The following is a 21377-nucleotide window of genomic DNA, read 5'->3' on the forward strand; positions in this document are numbered from 1 at the left end:
ACTGAGAGGGAACTACTCCTCGACGTCTTGCTGACCGATCACGGCTCAGCCGGCCCCTACGAGGCGTTCCGACGCTTGCGCGAGACTCAGCCCGTGCTTGTCACGCGATCGGGGGTCCTGGTACTGAGTCGCTACGACGACTGCGCAGCTGCGCTCCGTAACCGTAGCCTCGGCAAGGCCGACGAGTCGCTGGGATTCGGCTTGTCGGAGATTCCCGAAGAGTTGCAACGTCAGGCTATGCATCGATTCCGGCGCACCATGCTGTTCCGCAACCCGCCTGACCACCACCGGCTGCGTCGGCTGGTCGCTGACGTTTTCACCCCTCGGCACATCGACGAGTTGCGCGGCCGCGTTGTCACGCAGATCCGTGATCTGATCGATGTCATCGAGGACCAGGGTTCCGCCGATATCATCAGCGATCTCGCCCTCCCGCTGCCCGTGAATGTAATAGGCGATCTTCTTGGAGTGCCAGTGACCGATCGAGCCGTGGCCGCTCCTCTGGTACGCGCCCTGGTCGCCTCGCTCGAGCCCAGCGCGGACGCCGCGGCGCTGACTGCCGCGTGTGAAGCGGAAGACCAACTCGCAACGTACTTCACAGACCTCCTGGCGGCCAAACGCGCCCACCCGGACGACGACCTGCTCAGCCGTCTCGCCGTGGCGCATGGCGACGACGTCTTGGACGACGACGAATGCGTTGGCACCGCGATACTGTTGTTCGCGGCAGGGTTCGAAACCACCACAAACCTCATCGGTAACGGCGTTGCTGCACTGCTCGCCCATCCCAGCCAAATGGACCTATTGCGGGCCAGGCCCGATCTGGCGAGCAACGCCGTCGAAGAATTGTTGCGTTACGACTCGCCGGTCCAGACCAATGGGCGCACGGTGCTCGAGCCAACACGGGTGGCAGGAGTCGACCTGGATCCTGGCCAGGTTGTATTGACCTTGCTCGGGGCGGCCAACCGAGACCCGGACCGATTCTGCGACCCCGATAGCCTCGATATCACCCGAACCGGGACCCCGCCGCTATCGTTCGGTGCCGGCATTCACTTTTGTCTTGGCGCGCCGTTGGCGCGGCTCGAAGGAGCCGTACTGTTCCCACTCCTCACGGCGCGTTTTCCCGGTCTTAGGCTCGTCGAACAACCTCGCTGGCGTACGGGGTTGTCCTTTCGCGGGCTGTCGAGTCTGAAGGTGGTCACCGGATGCTGATCCAGCCTTACCCGCACCTGAAGGGCGGCCATTGTGGTTCGGGTGCGTTGCGCGATCTTATGTCCTGGGCCGGGCTTGGCTGGGACGGCGAGCTGAGCGAAGGACTCGTGTTCACACTCGGCGGCGCACTCGATTTCGCTTACCTGCGCGCCGATGCGATCAATCCTCCGATATACCTGGTGGGGCGTGGTGGGGATTTGGAGGTCGACCTGTTGAGGCGCCTCGGTGCGAAGACCGAACTACGTCAGACCGAGGATCCCGACCTCGGTTGGAAATGGGTGAGGACCGAACTGGACTCCGGACGGCCCGTCATGGTCTGGGCCGACATCGCTGAACTCCCATACCTGCGGGTACGACTGCGCATGAGCCGCCACGACATCGTTATCGTCGGCTATGATGACGAGGCTCGCGACGCGTATATCGTCGACAACGACCGCGATGAGATCCAGACGGTGTCGTATGACGCATTGGCACGGGCACGAGCCTCCACGGGGTTCCCGACACCCACACGCCACGCCACGTACATAGTCGATTGGCCGTCCGACGTGCCTGACCTCCCGTCCATGGCTGCCGCAGCGCTCGAACAATCGGCGGCAACCCTGAAACATGGGGGCCCCAGTTCGATTGCCGCGCCGGCCTCGAACGGTGTCTCCGGCACCGGGCTCGACGGCGTTCGCCGCTTCGCTGAAGACGTCTCCAGTTGGCCCGACATCTTCGGAGACGAAGACCTCGAGGCTGTGCTCAGGTCACTCGCTGCCTTCATCGAAAAAGCGGGTACCGGAGGCGGTCTGTTTCGACGCCTCATCGCTCAAGGGTGCGTCGATCTCGCCGATTACACGCGCAATCCGAAGGTTCACGCGGCCGCACGCGCAGCACGGCTGGCCGCACAGTCTTGGACGAGGCTCGCCCAAATCGCCGTCTCCGATGAAACCCCATCGCGACGCTCGGTTCAGGTAGCCCGGCATGCCGCCGTGCTGCCAGAGTTGGAGGAAACCTTGGCAGATCTTCTCGCCGCCGCCGCCAACTCACTCTGAACCAGCTTGTCTGCAGACAGGTACATCCGCTACGGCTTCGAGACCGGTGGTGAAGTGCGCCTGTGGGGGATGGGGTAGCCCCAGGCGGTGGCCCGGGACCGGGCCGACGACGTGAACCGTCCTGGACTGGCTGGAGACTCCTGATTTAGCAAGGGAGACTGTCAGCCATGGCGGCACCACGGAAGTTCGACGAGGAAACCCGCGCTCGGGCGGTGAGGATGTATCAGGATCGGATCCGCGAGCACGGTGACTCGATGGCCGGTGCGCGCCGGCATGTCGGTGCGCTGCTGGATATCAACCCGGCGACTCTGCGGAACTGGGTCACCCGCGCCGAGCAGGGCGAGACCGGGCCGGCGGCCGCGGCGGAATCGGAGTATGCGGAGTTGAGGGCTCTGCGGCGTGAAGTAGTCGAATTGCGCAGGGCGAACGAGCTTTTGCGGACAGCGAGTGCGTTTTTCGCGGCGGCGGAGGTCGACCGCCGACTGCGGTGATCGTCGACTACATCGACGACCACAAGGGTTGCTTCGGGGTTGACCCGATCTGCCGCGTGCTGACCGAGCACGGGCTCAAGATCGCCCCGTCCACCTACTATGCCGCCAAACAGTGCGGTATCAGCGACGCCACCTGGGCCGATGCTCACACCGCGAACGTGTCGTTCGACCTGTGGAGCGCGAATCGGGGCCTGTACGGGGTGCGCAAACTCTGGCACACCGCCCGCCGCGCCGGTCACAATATCGGCCGCGACCAGGTAGCGCGGCTGATGCGGCTGACCGGGATAGACGGGGTTGTGCGCGGGTGACGGACCACGAGAACCACCGAACCCGGGCCCGCGTCGACGCCGCGGCATCCGGACCTGATCGGGCGCGCCTGGTCGACGCCGATGCGTCCAGATCAATGGCGGGTTGCCGATTTCACCTACTGCTGGACTCTGGCCGGGTTCTGTTACACCGCGTTCTGCGTGGACGTGTATTCGCGACGGATCTTGGGCTGGCGGGTTATGTCGTCGAAGACGACACCGTTGGTTATCTCGGTGCTCGAACAGGCGTTGTTCACCCGCCGTAGAACCGCTTTCCGTTTCACCGCAACAGGATTGATACATCATTCCGATGCGGGGTCGCAATATACGTCGCTGGCCTTCACCGAGGCATTACGGGATTCGGGAATCGCCGGATCCATAGGCAGCGTGGGAGATGCGCTCGATAACGCGCTCATGGAATCGGCGATCGGGCTCTACAAAACCGAGTTGATCGACCGGCACACCACGTTCTCGGGGCGGGCCGAGCTCGAACGGGAAACCGCATCATGGGTGCACTGGTACAACACCCAACGGCTACATTCCGCGATCGGATACCGGCCACCGGTCGAATACGAACACCTCTACCATCAACAGACCATCTCGGCCGAGGTGGCCTGAACTAGGGTCTCCACCGCATCCAGGACGGTTCAAGGCGACGCGACCTGCGCGGCGAATTCGTCGAACGTGGCGATCTGGTCGCCCAGCGCGTTGGGCGTCTGCCACCCGAGGCCGGGGTAGGACCCACCGGCGAGGGCATACCCGTCAGCGAGCAGTATGCTGCTCACCTCGGCCGAGTTGGCGTTCTGGGCGGGGTTCGACGGTCCGGGGTTGTAGCCATGGGAGAAGAGCAGCACGGTGCCGTTCCAGTTGGCCGGCACCTCGAACAGATAGGTGGATCCGTCGGGCAGTGTGCCGGTGATCTTGCGGGCAGCACCGTCCGCCGTTTCAGCGCATCCGACGTTACTGCCGGCGAGTGCCGCAACTGTGATGGCGGCCGCAGCCGCGATAAGAAACTTCTTCTTGGTGCGCATCAGGAACAGACCTTGCTTTCTCTGAACTATGAGGGATATGGGTTGCCGGCCTCGCCGGCGGCAGGGGGAGAGAAAGTGCTGCCAGGACGAGATTCAGGAGCGCTGCACCCGCGGCGATCAGGAATGAGATGCGGAAGCCGTCCAGCGTGGGTATCTCGGTGTTCTCTACGTGTTGAGCCGTGCCGGCGAGGACCACGCCGACGACGGCGCTGGACATCGCCGTGCCGATGGCGCGCATCAGTGAGTTCAGTCCGTTGGCCGCGCCCGATTCCGACGGGTCGACGGCGCCGAGGATGAGGGCGGGCATTGCCGCGTAGGCGGTGCCGACGCCGCTGCCCGCGAGGACGGCGACGATCACGATCTGCCACACCGCACCCAGCAGCATGGTGCCCGCGAGATATGCGACGGCGAGCAGTGCGAGCCCTGTCATCAGGGTGACCTTCGGCCCGCGCGCGGCCGAGAGCCGGGCGGCGAGCGGGGCGGCGATCATCATCGCGAGACCCATATGGGCAGCGCAGAGGCCGGTGACGATCATGGACATCCCCAACCCGTACCCGGTGGACTCGGGAAGCTGCAGTAGTTGCGGCAGGACGAGTGTCACCGCGAAGAACGCGAGGCCGGCGGTGATCGCGGCCAGGTTGGTCAGGAGGACCTGGCGGCGCGACGCCGTGCGCAGGTTCAGCAGCGGGTGCTCGGTGCGCAGTTCGAAGAGGACCCACAGCGCGAAGATCACGACGGTGGCGGCGAAGAGTCCGAGCGTGGTGGTGCTTGTCCAGCCCCAGTCGGCGCCCTTGGAGATGGGCAGCAGCAGGGCGACGAGGCCGAGGGCGAGTCCGAGCGCGCCGATCACGTCGAAGCGGCCGGGGGCGCGCTGCGCGCTCTCGGGGACGACGGCGAAGATCGTTGCCATGGCTGCCGCGCCGAGGGTGGCGGCGCCGAAGAACAGCCAGTGCCAGTCGAGGTTCTGGGCGACGACCGCGGCCAGCGGTATGGCGAGCGCGCCCCCGACGCCGAGCGAGCTGCTTATCAGGCGCCATTGCCGATCCGTGCCGTTCGGGCGGTAATTCGTCCCGGATGATGCCGATGCCTAGCGGGATGGCGCCCAATGCGAAGCCCTGTATGGCGCGGCCCAGGACCATCGGCACGAGGTCGGAGGTGAATCCGGAGATCAGCGAGCCCCAGCACCATCAGTGCGAGGCTGACGAGGACGAAGCGGCGCTTGCCGTAGAGGTCGCCGAGGCGTCCCATGACCGGAGTGGCGACGGCGCTGGACAGCAGGGTCGCGGTGATCACCCAGGCGGCGTTGGACGTTGTGGTGTCCAGCAGTCGGGGGAGGTCGGCGATGACGGGGACGAGTAGTGTCTGCATGACGGCGACGACGATGCCGCTGAAGGCGAGGACGGGGACGAGCCCGCTCGCTGTGGGAGTTGTGGCGGCGGGGGAGGCCGATATGGCCGATGTGGACACCGCGGCGGCGCCCTGGGGCGGTTCGTCACTACGGAAGGTGCCATGGTCGGTGGCCAGCGGAGCGTGAACCATGCGGGGGTCCTCCCGGGGCGGCGCGAATGGTCCGCCGTGCTGCGCCTGGTCGCTGCCGGAAGTGACGTCGGGAAATTGGGCGAATGAGCGTTTCATGGTTGGTTTCCTTGCTGCCGGCCCCGATGAAGGTCGCGGGAGATGTGTTCTGTGGCGTCCTGTGGTCAGGCGGCCCGCGTGGTGTGCGTACCGAAGGAGCGCTCGTGGGTAGATGAGGGGCCACGGGCCGTCCGCGCCCGCCTCGCCGGTGGGGTGGTCATGCTCAGGCCGGCTCGGTGAGGCGCGGGTCGAGGCCGTATTGCGCGTGGGCGCCGAGGTTCTCGCGCAGGGTGGATCCTTCGTAGTCCTCGTGGAACAGGCCACGTTCCTGCAGGATCGGGACGACCTGGTCGACGAAGGCGTCGAAGCCGTCGTGGAAGGCGTCGAGGGCGATCGAGAAGCCGTCACAGGCCCCGGCCTCGAACCACTCCTGCATGTGCTCGGCCACGTCGGTGGCGGTACCGGCGACCACGGGGTGATAGTCGATCACACCGTGGGCGATGACATCGCGCAGCGTCCAGCCTTCCCGGGCCACTTCCAGGGCGCGGCCGGAGCGCGGGTCGCGCGGACTGGGCACCGCGGCGGCCAGCTGCTGCACGGTGAGCGGCTGGTCGAGTTGTTCGGGGCCGAGCCGGAGGCCGATCATGGCCCCGAGATAACGGACGCGCTGGTCCAGGTCGACGACCTCGTCCAGGAAGCGTCGTCGCTCCAGAGCGGCAGCGCGGGAGCCGGCGATGGTCGGCATGAAGCCGGCGAGCATTTTCACCTCGTCCGGGTCGCGTCCGGCGCGCTCGGCGGCGTCCCGCAGGGCCTGGCGCTGAGCCCGGGCATCCTCGATGCTGTACGGGTTGGCGTACACGCCACTGGCGTAGCGGCCCGCGATCTCGAGGCCGTAACCGCCGCCGCCCGCCTGGAAGATGACCGGCTGACCCTGTTCGGACGGGGGGATGGGCAGCGGGCCGCGGGAGGCGACGTGGCGGCCCCGCAGGTTGACCGGCCGGATCCTGTCCATATCGGCGTAACGCTTGTTCTCGACGTCGAGCAGCAAGGCGTCCTTCTCCCAGCTGCCCCACAACGCCTGCACGATCTGGATGACCTCGTGGGCGCGCTCGTACTTCTCCGCGCGCGGCGGGACCTCGCTGCCGAAGTTCGCCGCGGCAGCGGGATCGGAGGTGGTCACCGCGTTCCAGCCGGCTCGGCCGTGGCTGATCACATCCAAGGCCTTGAACTGGCGGGCGAGGTTGTAGGGCTCGTTGAAAGTGGTGGAGGCGGTGGTGACCAGGCCGATCCGCTCGGTCTCCCGCGCGAGGACGGTCAGCAGCAGCAGCGGCTCGATCGCCTGGCGCGGTGCGTGGTGGGTGAGGTCCATATCCAGGACCGGGGTGTCGGCAATGAACAACAGTTGCACCTTGCCGCGTTCGGCGGCCTGCGCGTAGCGGACGAACTGGTCCATGTCCGTGTAGCTGTTCAGGTTCGCACCCGGCAGCCGCCAGGCCCCGGGCTCGGCCCCGTAGCCGCCGCTGAACTGCATGCCCAGGATCATCTGCCGGCTTGTCATGGTTGCCCTACCTTTCTGAGTAGGTCGTAGGGGCGGGTCGTAAAGTCCCTGAGGCCCAGGGGAATCGGGTGTGGCTTACATGGTTGTGCCGCGTGTGGCTCCAGGAGCTTGGCCGCCCGGTTCCCCGTGACGACCCGGCCGCATATTGGGATGTGCGAGCGAATCGCTGTGTAGGGCAACGTCGGCGCGGTCGTCTGTGGCGTGAGGTTCCAACGAGCTGATGGAGGCGGGCATGGCCCAGATCTGGGCTGGTGTGGACATCGGGAAGACCGGCCACCATTGCGTGGTCATCAACACCGACGGCAAACGACTGCTGTCGCGGCGAATAGCCAACGATGAACCCGAGCTGGTAAAACTCATCGACGAGGTTCGGGAGCTGGGCCAGGACACGGTCTGGGCGGTGGACCTGCCCGATGGCGGTGCGGCGCTGCTGATCGGGCTGCTGGTCGAACGCGATCAGCAGCTGCTGTATATCCCCGGCCGAACGCTGAACCGGGTCGCCGGCGGCTACCGGGGCGAAGGCAAGACCGACGCCCGCGACGCCGCGATCATCGCTGATCAAGCACGGATGCGCCGCGATCTGCATCCGCTGCGCCCCGGTGACGAAGTCACCATCGAGCTGAAGCTGCTCACCACCCGCCGCGCTGACCTGGTGGCCGACCGAACCCGCGCGATCAACCGGCTGCGTGGCCTGCTCAGCGGGATCTTTCCCGCGTTGGACCGCGCGTTCGACAACCTCACCCTGGTCGGACCGCTGACTCTGCTGACCGGCTATCAAACCCCTGCCGCTCTGCGCAGAACAGGTGCGTCCCGACTCGAAACCTGGTTGTCGACCAGAAAAGTGAGAAATCCCGGCAAGGTCGCCGCCGCAGCGATCGAGGCCGCGGCCCGCCAGCACACCCGCTTGCCCGGCGAAGCGCTGACCGCGTCGATGGTCGCGGCGCTGGCCGAGGAGGTGATGGCCCTCAACGAGCGAATCAAAGAAGCCGACAAGCTCATCGAGGGCCGATTTCACCGCCACGAACTCGCCGAAGTGATCATCAGCCTGCCCGGCATCGGCACCTTGCTCGGCGCGGAATTCCTCGCTGCCACCGGCGGTGACATGGACTACTTCGGGACCCCGGACCGACTCGCCGGATTTGCCGGGCTCGCACCCGCTGCCTGGGATTCCGGTCGAATACGCGGAAACCTGCACCGCCCCAAGCGATATCACCGCGGACTCAACCGTGTCTTCTACCAGTCGGCGATGATCTCGATCAGCTGCAGCCCCGAATCGCGCACCTACGACAGGAAACGCGGCGAGGGCAAAAAACACACCCAAGCCGTCCTCGCCCTGGTCCGCCGCCGCGTCAACGTGCTGTGGGCACTCATCCGCGAGAAACGGCCCTACCAACCGCTGCCACCCGTCGCGGTGGCAGCCTGATCCCGTCATCGGAAATCAACTTCCGAGGTTGACAACTTCATTGGGAAGCTCCTCCCAACGAGGCAATGGAAACGGAGGGTGCCTCCGTGGACTCCCAAGAATACGGAGGCAGCCTCCGAATTGTCAAGTGGTGCGATCTGCCGGCGGGAGGAACCCGAGACGGATGCCGCGCGTGTGGACCGAAGTGAGCGCGGGCTCCGGATCCGGGCCGGCCGTGTGGCGGCCCGGATCCACGCGCCGGGGGCATCTGTGGGCTGACGGACTATTGACCTTCGAGGACGCCGGGAGTGCCGTGCAGGATCACACTCTGCTGGAGCAGGATGCGTGTCCTACCGAACGGATTCACCGGCCCCGCAGGGTCGGCCGTGCCGAAGGAGATACCGAACAGCAGCTTGAGATCCTCACGAACATCCAGGAACTCGCGGACGGTATCGGCATAGATCCCGAGCATGGTCTGCGGAATACCGGCGAACCCCCGGGATGCCAGCGAGAGCAGGAAGTTCTGCGCGTACATACCGATGTCACCGGCCGTCCGCACCCCGTCGCCCAGGGCTGGCATGAACAGGAAAGCGACATGGGGAGCCCCGAAGAACTCCAGGTTTTCGCGGACCGCCGCCCTCCTGCCTTCGAGATCCGTGCGCGCGACGCCGAGGGATCCGTAGTAGCTCGCGGCCAGGGCCTGCGCCCGCTCGAGATAGATGCCGTCGCCGTAGCCATCGGTGAAATCCGGGGAGGTGCGTCCCTCCGTGTCGGCCTGAAGCAGTTCCTCGGCGAGCGCGTCGCGCTCCGCGCCCGAGACAACATGCACGGTCCACGGCTGGGTATTGCTGTTCGAAGGGGCCGTCTGCGCGTCTTCGAGCACGCCGCGGATGTCCGCCGGGGAAAGCGGGGCGGGCAGGAACTTGCGGGGGGAGCGCCGGGAGCGTACGAGGTCGGTGAAGAGGGACGCTGTGCCGGACAAGGCGTTTCCTTTCCAAGGCGCGCAGTCGCCGACAGGGCGGCCGGGCACAATGCTGTCTGCTCCAAGGCGACAGCCGTCGTAAGGGCCGGGTGTGGCACGCACTTTGCAGGTACCGGCAGGCTGCTTGCAGACCGCGGCACGGCACGACCACCCGGTCGAAGTGTGGGGACTGCGCGCTCTTCGTGTTCGTGTATGTGACGTGTTGGGTGTACGTGACGTACCAGCGGGGTCGGTCGGCGGCGGGCGGGGCGCGATTCATCTCCACGATGGGCTGCGAGATGGCAGTAGCCGGGAGGGCGCGAAACGCTCCGGGACGCTGTCGCGGAGACGATCGCGCCGACGCATGCGTTGCCGTCAGTCCCGGATTCCCGCCACCTCGACCTCGATGGCTTCGATCCGGCCCGTGGTATCGAAGCCGTTGACGAGGCGCTCGGGGCTTGTATCCGAGATGAGCAGGTAGAGGGTCCGCATCTCCGGTCCGCCGAGGATCGCGTCCACGGCGAATGTGCCGCCGTCGGGATACGCGGCGTCGGGTTCGATCCGGATGACGTCGGTGACCTCGCCGCCTTCGCGGACACGCCGGAATTCACCGATCCATGGGAAGGCCGCCCACACCGCACCCTCACTGTCGATGCCGATGCCATCGATGGACTCGGTGTCCGTTGACCCGAATTCGGCGAACACTCGCTGGTCGGTCAGCGCACCGTCGTCGGTCACGGTGAACGCGGTGAGCCTGGTACGTGGTGCCCGGAACGATTCTGCGACGACCAGGGTGCGCCCGTCGCCGGAGATCGCGATGCCGTTGGGAATATCAGGTCCTCGCCGCCCGTGTCGATCCGGCCGTCGGGATGGCGGATGATCAAACTCACGCCGACGGGATCGGTTCCGAAGGGAAAGCCCTGCGGGCCGATATATGCGCGGCCCTCCCGGTCCACTGCCATATCGTTGGGATGGAACGCGACCGGCGCGAGATCGGCGAGTTCCTCGAGCCCACTACTTCCCACGCGCAGCAGCCGTCCGTCGTCGATGGAAACAACCATCGGTGTCCCATCGGGGCCGAACCCGAGACCCGAGGGGCGCCCGGGTACATCGGCGATATCCTCGGGTGGCTCGCCAGGGGAGAGGCGACTGATCTTGCACCGGGTCATATCCGAGAACCAGAGCGCCCCGCGGTGCCACCGGGCGCCCTCGAGGTAGCCGAGATCACCCTGCGCCACAATGCGGCGAGCGTCGGCGGGCCAAACCCTTGGCGAATGACTCATAAATCCTCCTTGATGAAAACTGCGGTCCCGGACGTCGGCGGCTCGAGCCTGAGCGCGGGGCCCGGCGTTTTACGCCTTCTCGTCCCGCTGGCGGTAGCCGCTCGCGAGGAGGGTGCGGAGCCGGTCGAGTGATTCCTCGTCGGCGCCGTTGCCCTTGATCCAGGCAATGGAACAGGCTGCGAGGAACAGGTCGTAGCCACGCACCGACGCGCGTACCTGTCCCGTGCTCTGGGCTGCTTCCACGTATTTGTCGGTGGCGGCGATGAAGATGTCGCAAGGAATGGTGAGCGGATTGTCCGGGTCCTGCTCCTGGGCCGCGGCCATGAGCGGGTCCGGGAGCCCGCTGAAGGCGCTGAAGTACTCCTCCATTGCCCGTAGCCACAGTTCCAACGCCTCGCCGGCATCGCCCAACTGTTCGATGTCCGCTCGGCGGGCCACCAGCTCCTCGGAGCGTGTCTGCAGAACGGCCGCCAGCAGCGCTTCCCGGGTGGGGAAGTGCCGGTACAGGGTGCCGGGCCCGACGCCCGCCTCCTTGGCCACCGCCTCCAGGGAGGTGCCGACCCCATGCTGGAGGAAGTGACGCTGCGCGGTCTCCAGCAGAGCCGCGCGGTTGCGCTGGACGTCCGCGCGGGGCTTGCGCCCCCGTTGCTCACTGACGTTCATGTGCCCTCCTACCTCCGGTGATACTGCTGCCATTCAAAACGGATGCGACCTCCGTATGAAATTCGAGCATAAAGCGGAGGTGGCATCCGGTCAACTCGTGGGTCGGTCACCGAGGTCTTACCGTGACCCTGGGGACGGTTGTCTTATGTCCGAGGGACTGTTCCTGCTGGACGATGGGCGCGACCTTCTGGCCTCCGCTACGGCGGAAAATCGGACCGCTCCTGACACCGTGCTCGCAATCGTCGGCGGCACGAACACCGGTCCGCACCGCCAACCGAATCCGCCTCCACAAGCGGCGATCGACAACGCAGCCGCAGTTCACGCGGTTCACCACTGCACGATCTGGTCGAGTTCGGCGCGACGCGTTGGTAACTGTTGGCCGGGTGGTCACGGTCCGGGCGGCCGAACGAGATTCCGAGAAGTACAGCGCGGTCTGCAAGGATTTCGAAGAACTGCCGCAGGAACGGGGCGTAGGTGGCGAGTGCTGCTCGAGGTGTGGCCCACAGGCTCAAAGGTGGGCGCAGACTTGAGCAAGCCCCGCGGTTACCCCGCGCTTTCGTTGTCGAGGTGGCGTCGGCGTCAGGTGTCTATCGGGGGAGGGCGATGCTCGTGGAGTCGAATGCGCATCGCCGGTCGTGTAGCTTTTCCCTGGTCGGCCGTCTGTTGAGGTGTCGTGCGTCGTCTTGGGCGTAGCCGGCCGGCCGCTGTGTGGTTTACGGGTCGACTTGACGTCTGACGACAGGTCATCGAGGGGCGAGTGTTCGTTGTTGCGGTAGCTTCCGGCTGGTTCGCCCCGGGGCCCGTGCGGTAGGGTCCCGGCGGTAGTTTCTCACTGGGACGCTGTATTCTGTTGTGGCTGGACGTAATTGCCCGGATTGCCGCGTGCTGGTGTGCCCGTCTGCGTTGCCATCGCAGGGACCGGTCGCTGGGGTCGATGCCGAACGTCGATACCGCGCCCGGTCGATGAGTCTTATGAACCTCTTTGTGGGGGTCAGGGGTTCGAGTCCCCTTAGAGGACGTCTTACGTGGTGAGTTTCTTGTAGCAGGTCAGCGCTGCGGCGAGTTGTAGAAATGCTGCGAAGAGGCGGCCGTGTCGTTCGTAGCGGATCGTCAAGCGCCGGTATCCGGTCAACCATGCAATGGTCCGTTCGATCTTCCAACGGTGCTTACCCAGCCTCGTGGGATCCTCGATCCCACGACGAGCGATCCGAGGCACGATCCCGCGAGCACGCAGCCACCGGCGATGGACATCGAAGTCGTAACCCTTGTCCGCCCGCAGTTTGGCGGGCTTGCCGCGACGAGGGCCGCGCTGCGAGCGCACCCGCGGAATCGATTCGACCATCGGGGCGAGCATCACCGAGTCGTGGGTGTTCCCGGCAGAAACACCGGTGACCAGCGGTATCCCGTTCGCGTCCGAAATGACGTGGATCTTGGATCCTTTCTTGCCACGGTCGACCGGGCTGCGGCCGGTCAGCGATCCCCTTTTTTCGCTCGCACACTCGCCGCGTCCAGGATCGCCGCGCTCCAATCGAGATCGCCGGCGAGGCCGAGCCGGTCGAGGATCGCCCGATGCAACGCCTCGAATACCCCGGCATCAGCCCACACCATGAACCGGCGATGTGCGGTCGGAACGCTCACACCGAATGACGGCGGCAGATGCCTCCAAGCGCAACCGCTGGTCAATACGAACACCACCGCAGTGAAGACCGCTCGCTCGTCCGCCGGAGCTGTCCCGCCGCCCTGAGGTCTCGGCGTGAACTCGGGGAGCAGCGGTTTCACGATGTCCCACAACGCATCCGGGACCAGCCGTTGAGCAAGCCTGTCGACCACGGGTCACATCATGCCGGACAACGAATTACACCCACGTAAGACGTCCTCTTAGCTCCACCATAGGGTCACTACTAGAACCCGGGGCTGAATGAACGCCCTGGAGTAGGACCCCTACTCCTCCCTTCATTCGGGAGTTGCCTGATTCAGGAGCATCCCGGCTTGTCTTGTGCCGGGTTGCGCCGCATGTTCCTGCTTGTGCCCGTTGGGCGGCGTGTAGCTGTCCGAAGGGTTCGTGCAGGCGGTGGCCGTTGATCTGCTCGTCGTCGATGTAGAGCTGTTGGAAGATTGCCTGATTGAACAGGCGGCGCTGGTGTTCGTTGCAGCGGCGATACAGTTCTTGGGGGTTCTCCAGCAGTGTGAGCGCGGCGTCGATGAGTCGGGCGCTGGATGACAGGTCTTCGGTCGTTGTTGCCAGGCGTTCGGTCAGTCGTCGCCGTTGGTGGGCGATGTCGCGGAGTTTGGCTTTGATCTTGGGCTGCGGAAGGGTGGCGTCGGCTGCCAGGTCGATGAGGTTCTCTTCCTGGGCGTCGAGTGCCTGCAGTTCGGTGGTCAGTTGTTTCTGGAGGAGTCGGTCGGCGGTCTCTTGAGCGTTGATGGCTTCGGCGATCTGGTTGCGGATGCTGGTGATGAAGTCGCTGCGGAATCGGATCGTCGCGTAGTGCGCCTCGACGGCGTCTTCGACAAGGGCGACGTTGATGTGTGGCGCGTTGCAGGTGCCCTTCTGTTTGTTGCGGCAGAAGAAGTAGAGGTATTCGTTGCCGTGTCGGTTGGTTGTTCGCTGGATGATCATCCGCCCGACGGTCCCGGTCCGCTGGCAGCGTCCGCAGAACAGTGACCCTTTGAGGTAGTGGTGGTGGACGCGTCGGCGTTCGTGGGCGTTGGTCCGGGATTCGAGGATCTCTTGGACGTTGTCGAAGAGGTTCTCGTCGATCAGCGGCTCGTGTCGGCCCTGCATCTCCTCGCCCTTGTAGATGACGTAGCCGAGGTAGTAGCGGTCGCGCAGCATCGTCGAGAGCTTGTTTTTGGATACTCGTTGGGCGGGGTGGCGGTGGGTCGGTCGGGTGCGCAGTCCGCGGTCGTAGAGTTCCTCGGATAGTTCGTCGAGGGTGTAGTCGCCGGTGGCGTACAGCTGGAACGCGAGCTGGACGAGCGGTGCGCGTTCGGGGTCGACGCCGATGGTGCGGATCTCGCGGCCGTCGAATCGGTCGAAGATGTTGAGGTACCCGAGCCGGGCGCGGCCGAGTGTGCCGCCGTTGCGGGCTTTCTGGCCCATCTTGTAGGAGATGTCGGCGCCGGACTCGCGGGACTGGTACTCGTTGAAGGTGGCGAGGATGCCGTGCATGAGCTGGCCGACCGGCGAGTCGTCGATGGATTCAGTGGCGGAGACCAGGGTGACGTTTCGCTTGCGGAGGTCGGCCATGACGATGGCGTCGTCGAACCGGTTTCGGGCCATACGAGACAGTTTGTAGACGATGACGTAGTCGACGTCTTGATGGTTTCGAATTCGAGCGAGCAGTTTTTGGAACTCGACTCGTTTCGACATTTCGGTCGCACTCCGGCCAGGCTCGATGTATTCGTCGACGATGGTCAGGCCGAGTTGATTTGCCTTGTTCTGGCAGGCGACACGTTGAGCGGGAATCGATATGCCTTCCGGGTCGTAGTCTGTCTTGAACTGCCCCGGCGATGAGACACGTAGGTAGATGACAGCACGGTCGCCCGCCTTCAAAGGTGCTGGCAGTGATGGGAGTTCGGATGCCAAGTCGTCATCCGCATCGTTCCCCGGGCCTACGTACGCGCTCACCATGGAGATTCCTTATTCTCGACGTCACGGTATTTTCGCGATCGATATTATTATGATTCGACAGAGGGTGTTATATTCCTTGTGGTCCTTAATTCTGTGGTCGTTAATTCGAGATCTATCAAATTTGTGAATCGGGGGATTTCAGGCGGCCTTTTTGTTGGAGTTGAATTCTGTAGTTTCATCCAGGATTGATGAATTCTTCGGAGGTTGTGCCGCGTCTTCATTGCGTGACTCTTCTGCCGTGGTCAAGAGGCTGGACAGCAGGCGGGCAAGCTTGCGGGTATCGGGCGGGTCTCGGCGGGTGTCACGTACAGAAACGCGCTGCGCCCGTGGCTTCGCCTGGCTATCCCGATGTTCGACCCGACCGGCCGGATGCTTATCCGGGCGTGGCTCATCGGTTTCCGCAGGCACGGGCTCGACAGCGGCTTCGGTCGACGAGTCGATCGGGTCGTGCCCCGATGGCAGGTTCACTCCGATATGGGGGTCGGGTCGGTTCACGGTGGTCCTCCAGTGTCCAGATCTGTCCACCGGCACCAAGGCGGTGCCGAGGCGGCCTCTACGGGTAACTCCTCGTTTTCGGCCCCGGATTGGACACACCAACCCCCGTAAACCACTCCACCGACGGCCGGTGGAACGGCCGGATTCGACGTAGTGGCATGCCCGGAGGCCCTGCGTCGCGGCGATCGAAGCACACCTCGGCGCGGGTCCGCAGGGCTGTGTGATGGTTGCGGCCTTGAGCGGCAACCGTAGGCGTGGCCAGGCTCGAGGCGCTCGATATCAGCCCGGCGCCTCGCATCGGGCAATCGGCTTCTCCGGCTGGCTAGTTGTCTTCTCGCCCCGATTCCGGGGCTGGCGGCTTCACATGTTGATGGTCATGGCCCACATGGTGGGCCTGGCACCTACTGGTAGATGGAAGCTTTCAGTGGTCGCGAACCCCAGTCGCTGGTAGTAGGGGGTGTTGTCTTCCCGGGTGCATACGAGGTAGGCAGGGGTGGCGGGAGCCGATGTCAGGCGATCGGTGATCAGGCGTGTCGCGTAGCCGTGCCCTTGGTGTGCGGGTGAGGTTCCGATGTTGGCTAGGTACCAATGTTCGGGCTGGTGGGGGTGGTGTCGATCGAGGGTGCGCCGGACGGTGATCGCAGCGAATGTGCGGCTGGTGAGGGCGGGCAGAAGGTCGGGTGCGGCACGCAGGGTGGTGCTGACGGGTTGGTCCCATCGGGCGGGTGGGTCCCAGACGGCGACTGAGCGGATGACTCCGTCGGGGTCGGTGGCGACGCGAACTCCTCCGCCGGGGAGGTGGAAGTGGCGCAGGGAGGCGGTGAAGTACCTGGGCAGGGCGCGGTGGCGCTGCTGCGGGTTGGGCCAGATCGCGCTCATGAGCGGGTCGTCGCGGAAGGCGTCGGCGAGTACCTGGGCGCAGTCGGTGATGTCCGCGGTGGTGGCGGCACGGGTGGTGATCGGCACGGCGGACTCCTGATGGGTTGGCACACTGATGGGTATGAAGATGGGGCGGTGCCCGTTCACGGCGGGAATTCATGCGGTCGACGAACTTCACGAGGATCTCAGAACCAGTGAACCCGGTGTGCACGAGGCCGAGCTACCGGACGGGTCACCGGTGTGGGTGGTCACCGGATGGGACGCGGTGACCACACTACTGGCCGATCCCCGGATGTCGGCGGCCAAGGCCGACTCCACCACCGGCTTCCGAGGCCAGAACCTGCCCGCGGCATTGGAGGCGAACCTGCTCAATATCGATGGGGAGCAGCATCGACGTGTACGGAAACTGGCGGCCGAGGCGTTCGCGCCCGCACATCACGCCTCACAGGAACAGGTGGTGCGGGCTGCCGTGACGGAGTTGGTCGACGCATTGCCGGCGACTGGCGATATCGACTTGATGGGCGGGCTGTGCGAGCCGTTGCCGCCGCAGGTGATCGGCACCTTGCTCGGGTTGCCCGCCGACAAGCTCGATGCCTTCCGTGCAGCGGCCCGGCCTCTGTTCTTGATCGACACATCGACGCACGGCGCGGCGGTGCAGGGTGCGATGGGGACGATGTTGATGCTGGTGGCCGGGGTGATCGACGACAAGAGGCGCGATCCTGGCGATGATCTGCTCTCGCGCTGGCTCTCAGCCCGCGACGGGCAGGACCGTCTCAGTGAGGACGAGTTGATCAGTTTGGCGTTTGCCGTGATCATCGGCGGATTCGAGAACGTCACCTCGCTGACGTCTGCGGTGCTGGATGAACTGGTCCGGTACCGCTGCGAGGAGGCGCGCGAGTTACTGGGGTCACCGCCGGAGTTCGCCCGGCTGGTGCGCAAGGTGATGGGTGCCGTGGCGCCGGTGAACTATGCGCTGCGCCGGTTCCCGCTGACCGACATCGATGTCAACGGAATCCGAATCCCCCGAGGACACACCGTGATCTTGTCCCTGCGGTCGGCTCATCTCGACCCCGCCCGGCGGGAACGTCACGACCTGGTATTCGGACACGGTCGACATTTCTGTATCGGTGCCGCCTTGGCGGAGATGCAAGCCGTCCATGTCGCCCGCGCGGTCTTGGAGAAGTACCCGGTACTGAAACCGGTCAAGCCGCGCGAGCAGTATCTGTTGCGGCCGTCGTGGCTCACCTATGCCCTCGCGGAACTTTCCGTATCCACCGCGTGACCTGCGGTTCGAGCACCGTTGCGGCGCGCTGTTCTAAGATCGTTGAAAGATTCAACCAGGAAGGATCAGCGACCTCGGAGATCGACGCGATGCCGAAAAGCGGATGGACGCTCATCGAAACCTTGGAGCCGGGTCGGCTCACCGTCGTTGCGCGCGATCACGAAGCCCGAGATCGAACCTCCTTCGAGCGAGCCGTCACCGACCAGCTGGGAATCGGCAAAGCCCCAGGGCACGAGGCTGCACAATGGCTGGAAGCGCTGATCGCCGACATGCGGTCGCATCCCGAAGCGGCGGCCACGCATCGCGTCCTGCGCAACGGTCACACGGTCAGCGCCCGTCTCGTGCCGGTGATCGGGCCGGACAATGCGCTCCACGGCGCGCATGTGTGGTTGGGTCCCGATGGGACCCAACCACAGCAGCGGCCGGTGTCGGCCTTCGCGTTCACCTGGGACTCCCACCTGCGGCTCGCGGAATTTCCGGCGGCGCTGACCGGCGGGACGCCGCGCTCGCAACTCACGGCACCAGAAATCTTCCGCTTCGTCGAACCAGCAGACGGGCTTTCACTGATCAGGGCGCTGCTGTCGTCACAACCGGGTGACAGCTGGAGCGGTGCGGTCACCGTAACAGTCGGCAAGAACAACAGGCCGGGTCATGTCGTCATGGCCGCTGGCACGCCCCCACAGCCTCCAGCGAAGTGGCGTGGACTGCTGTTCGAAACCTCGACTCCGATGGCCGGGATGAGCTTGGAGGCAGCGGCACTGGCCGCGATACCGCGCATATCGCAGGTCCATATGGTGCTGGTCGACATCGCCAAGATGCGGTTGATCCGCTGGATCACCGATCCGCTACCCGACGTCCAGTGGAAAGGGCAGGTCGACCAACGCGACACCCCACACCCTGACGACGTGAAACGCATCTTCGCCGCCGCCGCCGACGTGTTCACCGGCAAAGCCGAATCCGCTGAAGTGCACGATGTGCGGTTGAGGCGCCGCGGGGGTGGATGGGTTGTCGTTGACGGCTCCGGTGCCATAGTCGGAACCTCTGACGCGGGTCCCGCGCTTGCCGTGCTGCAACTGCGGGTGACAGGGCACTCCGACGAACCCGACCCGGTGGCCCCCACAGATGCAGGGCATCCCGGGCTTGACGATCCAGAACAGCCGGACCCGCTCCCGAGCTGACGGAATGTGAACACCTACCACCTCGGATAGGCGTTTGTTATGATGGCGAAGTTCTGATTCCCGGTACCAGTCTCTGACGGACGCCGGATGAGCGCTCGAGTCCTGCGGACCGAGCGTGGTCTCATCCAGGCAACCAGGGAGGGTACCGATGAAAAGCTCGCCCATTGATCAACGGCAGTCAGCCACAATGGCCGACGAGATCATCGAGTTGCCGACGAGGGTGAACCGGCTGTTCAGCACGTTCCACCCTCGCACGGAACCCGAGCAAGACCCGGCAGATGTCGCTCGCAGTGTCAGCGCCATCGTCGGCGAGACCATACTTGCCGAGGAAATCATCGCGCTGCGGACCGGCAGCACGAGCGGTGGAGTCGACCCCACGGTGCTGCAGGCCATTGCCCAGCACTTCCACGTCCTGCCGGTGTATCTCACCGGTACCTCTGACGAGGCTCGCCCCGTCGACCGCCAGTTGCGGTTGCTATCGGCGGCACGCGATGCCGGCGTCAGGCATATGGCGTTGCGCGGCAACGACATCGATATCACCGCTTTGACTCGCGAGCTGTCCAGGCTCGCGCCTCCAGACCACAGCGCAGCCTGACCAGAGGGACCGGGCCGTGCTTTACCGACACAACGCCGAATGCGAAGGAGATCGCCGCACACGCGACGCCACCGGGAGGGATGAATAGCAATGAACGACACGGCAGTACATGTCCAGGAGACCGCACGGATCGTGCCGGTGCCATGGCCGTGGGATCCGAACGAGTACGTGAAGCGGGTCGCGGAGTATCGGCAACGGCCGATCACGGTGTGCCCCATCGACGCGAATGCGTTGTCGGGAGCCGGGTGCGGGACCGGTAGCGGGTTGTGGATCGCTCGGGAGTACGACGACATCATCATGGTCGGGGCCGAAACCGAATGGCACGCTGGACACATCATCGCCCACGAGATCGGGCACATGCTCCTGGGACATGGCTCGTCCACTCCGGAGCCCGACGGTGATGTACTGCCGTTGCAGACATTGATGCCCTTACTGGATCCGGCGTCGATCCGCAGCGTTCTCTGGCGCCGGGACTATGGGACCGCCCGCGAACAGGCTGCCGAATCATTCGCCGGGTTGGTGATGGTCGAGGCGACCTTGCCGCGGCGACGACCCTCGCCGTTCCGATCCACCTTCTTCCTCGGGCGGCACCGATGACCTCGCCGATTCCCGGCCTACTGGCCTGGCCCGTGCTGTTCGCTGTCACCGCGATCACCGCCGGACGGTGGTGGCTGCTGGGCGACAAGGTCGTCGATCGGCTGATCAACCGGGCTCTGCTGGCAGCGATTGCGGGACTACTGATGCGGGAAGCGTGGGCCGAAGACCTGGCCGCGCGCCTCGTGTGGTTCGTCGGTGATGCCGAGATGGTGCAGCTGTGCCGCCAAGCTTCGTTCGGGGCAATCCTGGTATCGGTCTCCTATATCTATGGCATTGCGAAATTGTGGGACGGAGCGGACCCTGCAGATACCTGGCGTCGACAGCGCGTTTATGACCTCGTCGCCCTCTCGGCGTCCGCGGTGATCCTGATCGCCGGCACCCCCGCGCGCCGTGCCGATCAGCTGATCGACGAGGCATTGGGCTGGCCGGCGGTGATCGCGTGGGTGGCGTTCTATCTGCCGCTCGGAATCACCGCATGGGTAATCGCCCGCATCAGCTTCCGCGAGTTGCGCAGCGACGCGTTCCTGCGCGAGCGTGTGCTGTACCTGGGTGTACTTGTTCTCGCCGCCGGACTCGGGCTCAGTTCGCTCGCAATTCCATTCCAGACCGGGTTCGCCGTCGTGCAGAACCAACCGTCTGCGGACCCGGATATGAGCAGCAAAGGCTGGACCTTTTTCTTGGCCAATGTTGTCGCGTCTGCTGCAGTAGCAGTGCCGTTGGTGAGCACAATCCTCATAAGAACCGGACACGACCGGACCAGCCGCTATTGCCGCCGCCTGCAGCCCGTGTGGCGCGACCTGACCGCCAGTGTCCCCGAGATCGTGCTCGCCCCACCAGGAGATGGCGGCGGGGTGGAACCGGCGCTGCGGCTTCACCGGATGATCGTCGAGATCCGCGACGCTCTCCTGCACCTCAAGCCTTACACCACAGCCAGATACCCGGCCGGCCCTGACCGTGAGGGCATGCTGTCCTATGCAGTGGCAATTCTCGCGGCGATCGACCAGAAGAACGCCGGGCGAGCACCGCAGGACGAGCCCAGCCCCGGGCTCCAACCGGTTCGGCTCGGTCCGCGAGACTTGACCACCGACCTGAACGAACTGCTGGACCTGGCCGGTGTGTGGCCGACAGCCCGACATATCGCCTCGATCGAAACGCCCTTGAGCACTCGGTGCGCGACACCTTCGACCAGTAGGAGCACGATGTGATGG

16 protein-coding genes, 3 pseudogenes and 1 other annotated feature are annotated in these 21377 nt (G+C 65.1%); of the genes and pseudogenes, 9 read left to right on the forward strand and 10 right to left on the reverse strand.

The annotated features are described in order from the left end of the window. The first annotated feature begins 27 nt into the window (after positions 1-27). The 3 genes and pseudogenes from LTT66_RS21220 to LTT66_RS21230 all read left to right on the forward strand — a co-directional run bounded on the left by LTT66_RS21220 (position 28) and on the right by LTT66_RS21230 (position 3654). The gene (locus LTT66_RS21220) at positions 28-1206 is read left to right on the forward strand and encodes a cytochrome P450 (RefSeq protein WP_178128353.1); all 1179 of its coding nucleotides are present in this window, start codon (positions 28-30) and stop codon (positions 1204-1206) included. Beyond that, complete coding sequence (locus LTT66_RS21225) at positions 1200-2240, forward strand: BtrH N-terminal domain-containing protein (protein ID WP_043737843.1); 1041 nt, start codon at positions 1200-1202, stop codon at positions 2238-2240. The genes LTT66_RS21220 and LTT66_RS21225 overlap by 7 nt, the downstream gene beginning before the upstream one ends. 167 nt (positions 2241-2407) lie before the next feature. Beyond that, positions 2408-3654 (forward strand): annotated as a pseudogene (locus LTT66_RS21230) (IS3 family transposase). Beyond that, positions 2689-2820 (forward strand) — a sequence feature (AL1L pseudoknot). It overlaps the preceding pseudogene by 132 nt. A 29-nt stretch (positions 3655-3683) precedes the next feature. Here LTT66_RS21230 and LTT66_RS21235 read toward each other — a convergent pair. The 3 genes and pseudogenes from LTT66_RS21235 to LTT66_RS21245 form a co-directional block, all read right to left on the reverse strand. Beyond that, the gene (locus LTT66_RS21235; RefSeq protein ID WP_127516259.1) at positions 3684-4067 is read right to left on the reverse strand and encodes a hypothetical protein; all 384 of its coding nucleotides are present in this window, start codon (positions 4065-4067) and stop codon (positions 3684-3686) included. Between the two features lie 25 nt (positions 4068-4092). Further along, positions 4093-5606 (reverse strand): annotated as a pseudogene (locus tag LTT66_RS21240) (MFS transporter); the annotation flags it as partial. Between the two features lie 259 nt (positions 5607-5865). Beyond that, on the reverse strand, positions 5866-7200 hold the full coding sequence (locus tag LTT66_RS21245) for an NtaA/DmoA family FMN-dependent monooxygenase (protein ID WP_043737848.1): 1335 nt from the start codon (positions 7198-7200) through the stop codon (positions 5866-5868). Between the two features lie 232 nt (positions 7201-7432). Between LTT66_RS21245 and LTT66_RS21250 the strand changes: the two genes are divergently transcribed. Continuing rightward, entirely contained in the window at positions 7433-8623 is a 1191-nt protein-coding gene (locus LTT66_RS21250; RefSeq protein WP_043737874.1) for an IS110 family RNA-guided transposase, read from the forward strand. 262 nt (positions 8624-8885) lie between these two features. Here LTT66_RS21250 and LTT66_RS21255 read toward each other — a convergent pair whose 3' ends face one another. From LTT66_RS21255 to LTT66_RS21290, 7 genes and pseudogenes are all read right to left on the reverse strand, one after another. Next, positions 8886-9632 carry a nitroreductase gene (locus LTT66_RS21255; protein ID WP_233060316.1) on the reverse strand — a complete coding sequence of 249 codons (747 nt, stop codon included), beginning with the start codon at positions 9630-9632 and terminating at the stop codon, positions 8886-8888. Positions 9633-9938: 306 nt separating this feature from the next. Further along, positions 9939-10846 (reverse strand): annotated as a pseudogene (locus LTT66_RS37445) (SMP-30/gluconolactonase/LRE family protein). Between the two features lie 69 nt (positions 10847-10915). Next, positions 10916-11509: a TetR/AcrR family transcriptional regulator gene (locus LTT66_RS21270; RefSeq protein WP_043737852.1), complete on the reverse strand. Its 594-nt coding sequence runs from the start codon at positions 11507-11509 to the stop codon at positions 10916-10918. A gap of 1021 nt (positions 11510-12530) precedes the next feature. Continuing rightward, positions 12531-13339, reverse strand: a protein-coding gene (locus LTT66_RS21275) for an IS5 family transposase (RefSeq protein WP_098085337.1) whose coding sequence is annotated in 2 segments (ribosomal slippage) — positions 12531-12989 and positions 12992-13339 — 807 coding nt in all. Because the reading frame shifts where the segments join, the coding sequence is not laid out codon by codon here. 25 nt (positions 13340-13364) lie between these two features. Continuing rightward, positions 13365-15143, reverse strand: a complete 1779-nt coding sequence (locus LTT66_RS21280; RefSeq protein ID WP_187687319.1) for a recombinase family protein — start codon at positions 15141-15143, stop codon at positions 13365-13367. 138 nt (positions 15144-15281) lie between these two features. After that, entirely contained in the window at positions 15282-15638 is a 357-nt protein-coding gene (locus tag LTT66_RS21285; protein ID WP_068049976.1) for a hypothetical protein, read from the reverse strand. Positions 15639-15998: 360 nt separating this feature from the next. Then, the gene (locus LTT66_RS21290) at positions 15999-16604 is read right to left on the reverse strand and encodes a GNAT family N-acetyltransferase (protein ID WP_232110912.1); all 606 of its coding nucleotides are present in this window, start codon (positions 16602-16604) and stop codon (positions 15999-16001) included. Positions 16605-16869: 265 nt separating this feature from the next. Between LTT66_RS21290 and LTT66_RS21295 the strand changes: the two genes are divergently transcribed. From LTT66_RS21295 to LTT66_RS21315, 5 genes are all read left to right on the forward strand, one after another. Next, positions 16870-17799 (forward strand): cytochrome P450 family protein, encoded by a 930-nt coding sequence (locus LTT66_RS21295; protein ID WP_156516443.1) that lies wholly within the window; start codon positions 16870-16872, stop codon positions 17797-17799. 89 nt (positions 17800-17888) lie between these two features. Further along, positions 17889-18977, forward strand: a complete 1089-nt coding sequence (locus tag LTT66_RS21300) for a GAF domain-containing protein (RefSeq protein WP_043735737.1) — start codon at positions 17889-17891, stop codon at positions 18975-18977. A gap of 148 nt (positions 18978-19125) precedes the next feature. Further along, positions 19126-19572 carry a hypothetical protein gene (locus LTT66_RS21305; RefSeq protein WP_138456826.1) on the forward strand — a complete coding sequence of 149 codons (447 nt, stop codon included), beginning with the start codon at positions 19126-19128 and terminating at the stop codon, positions 19570-19572. A gap of 90 nt (positions 19573-19662) precedes the next feature. Then, complete coding sequence (locus LTT66_RS21310; RefSeq protein ID WP_043735740.1) at positions 19663-20169, forward strand: hypothetical protein; 507 nt, start codon at positions 19663-19665, stop codon at positions 20167-20169. Beyond that, a complete protein-coding gene (locus LTT66_RS21315) occupies positions 20166-21374 on the forward strand; it encodes an MAB_1171c family putative transporter (RefSeq protein ID WP_043735742.1) in 1209 nt (402 codons plus the stop codon). The genes LTT66_RS21310 and LTT66_RS21315 overlap by 4 nt, the downstream gene beginning before the upstream one ends. Positions 21375-21377 lie beyond the last annotated feature (3 nt).

Source organism: Nocardia gipuzkoensis (assembly GCF_021183645.1).
Lineage (GTDB): Bacteria > Actinomycetota > Actinomycetes > Mycobacteriales > Mycobacteriaceae > Nocardia > Nocardia abscessus.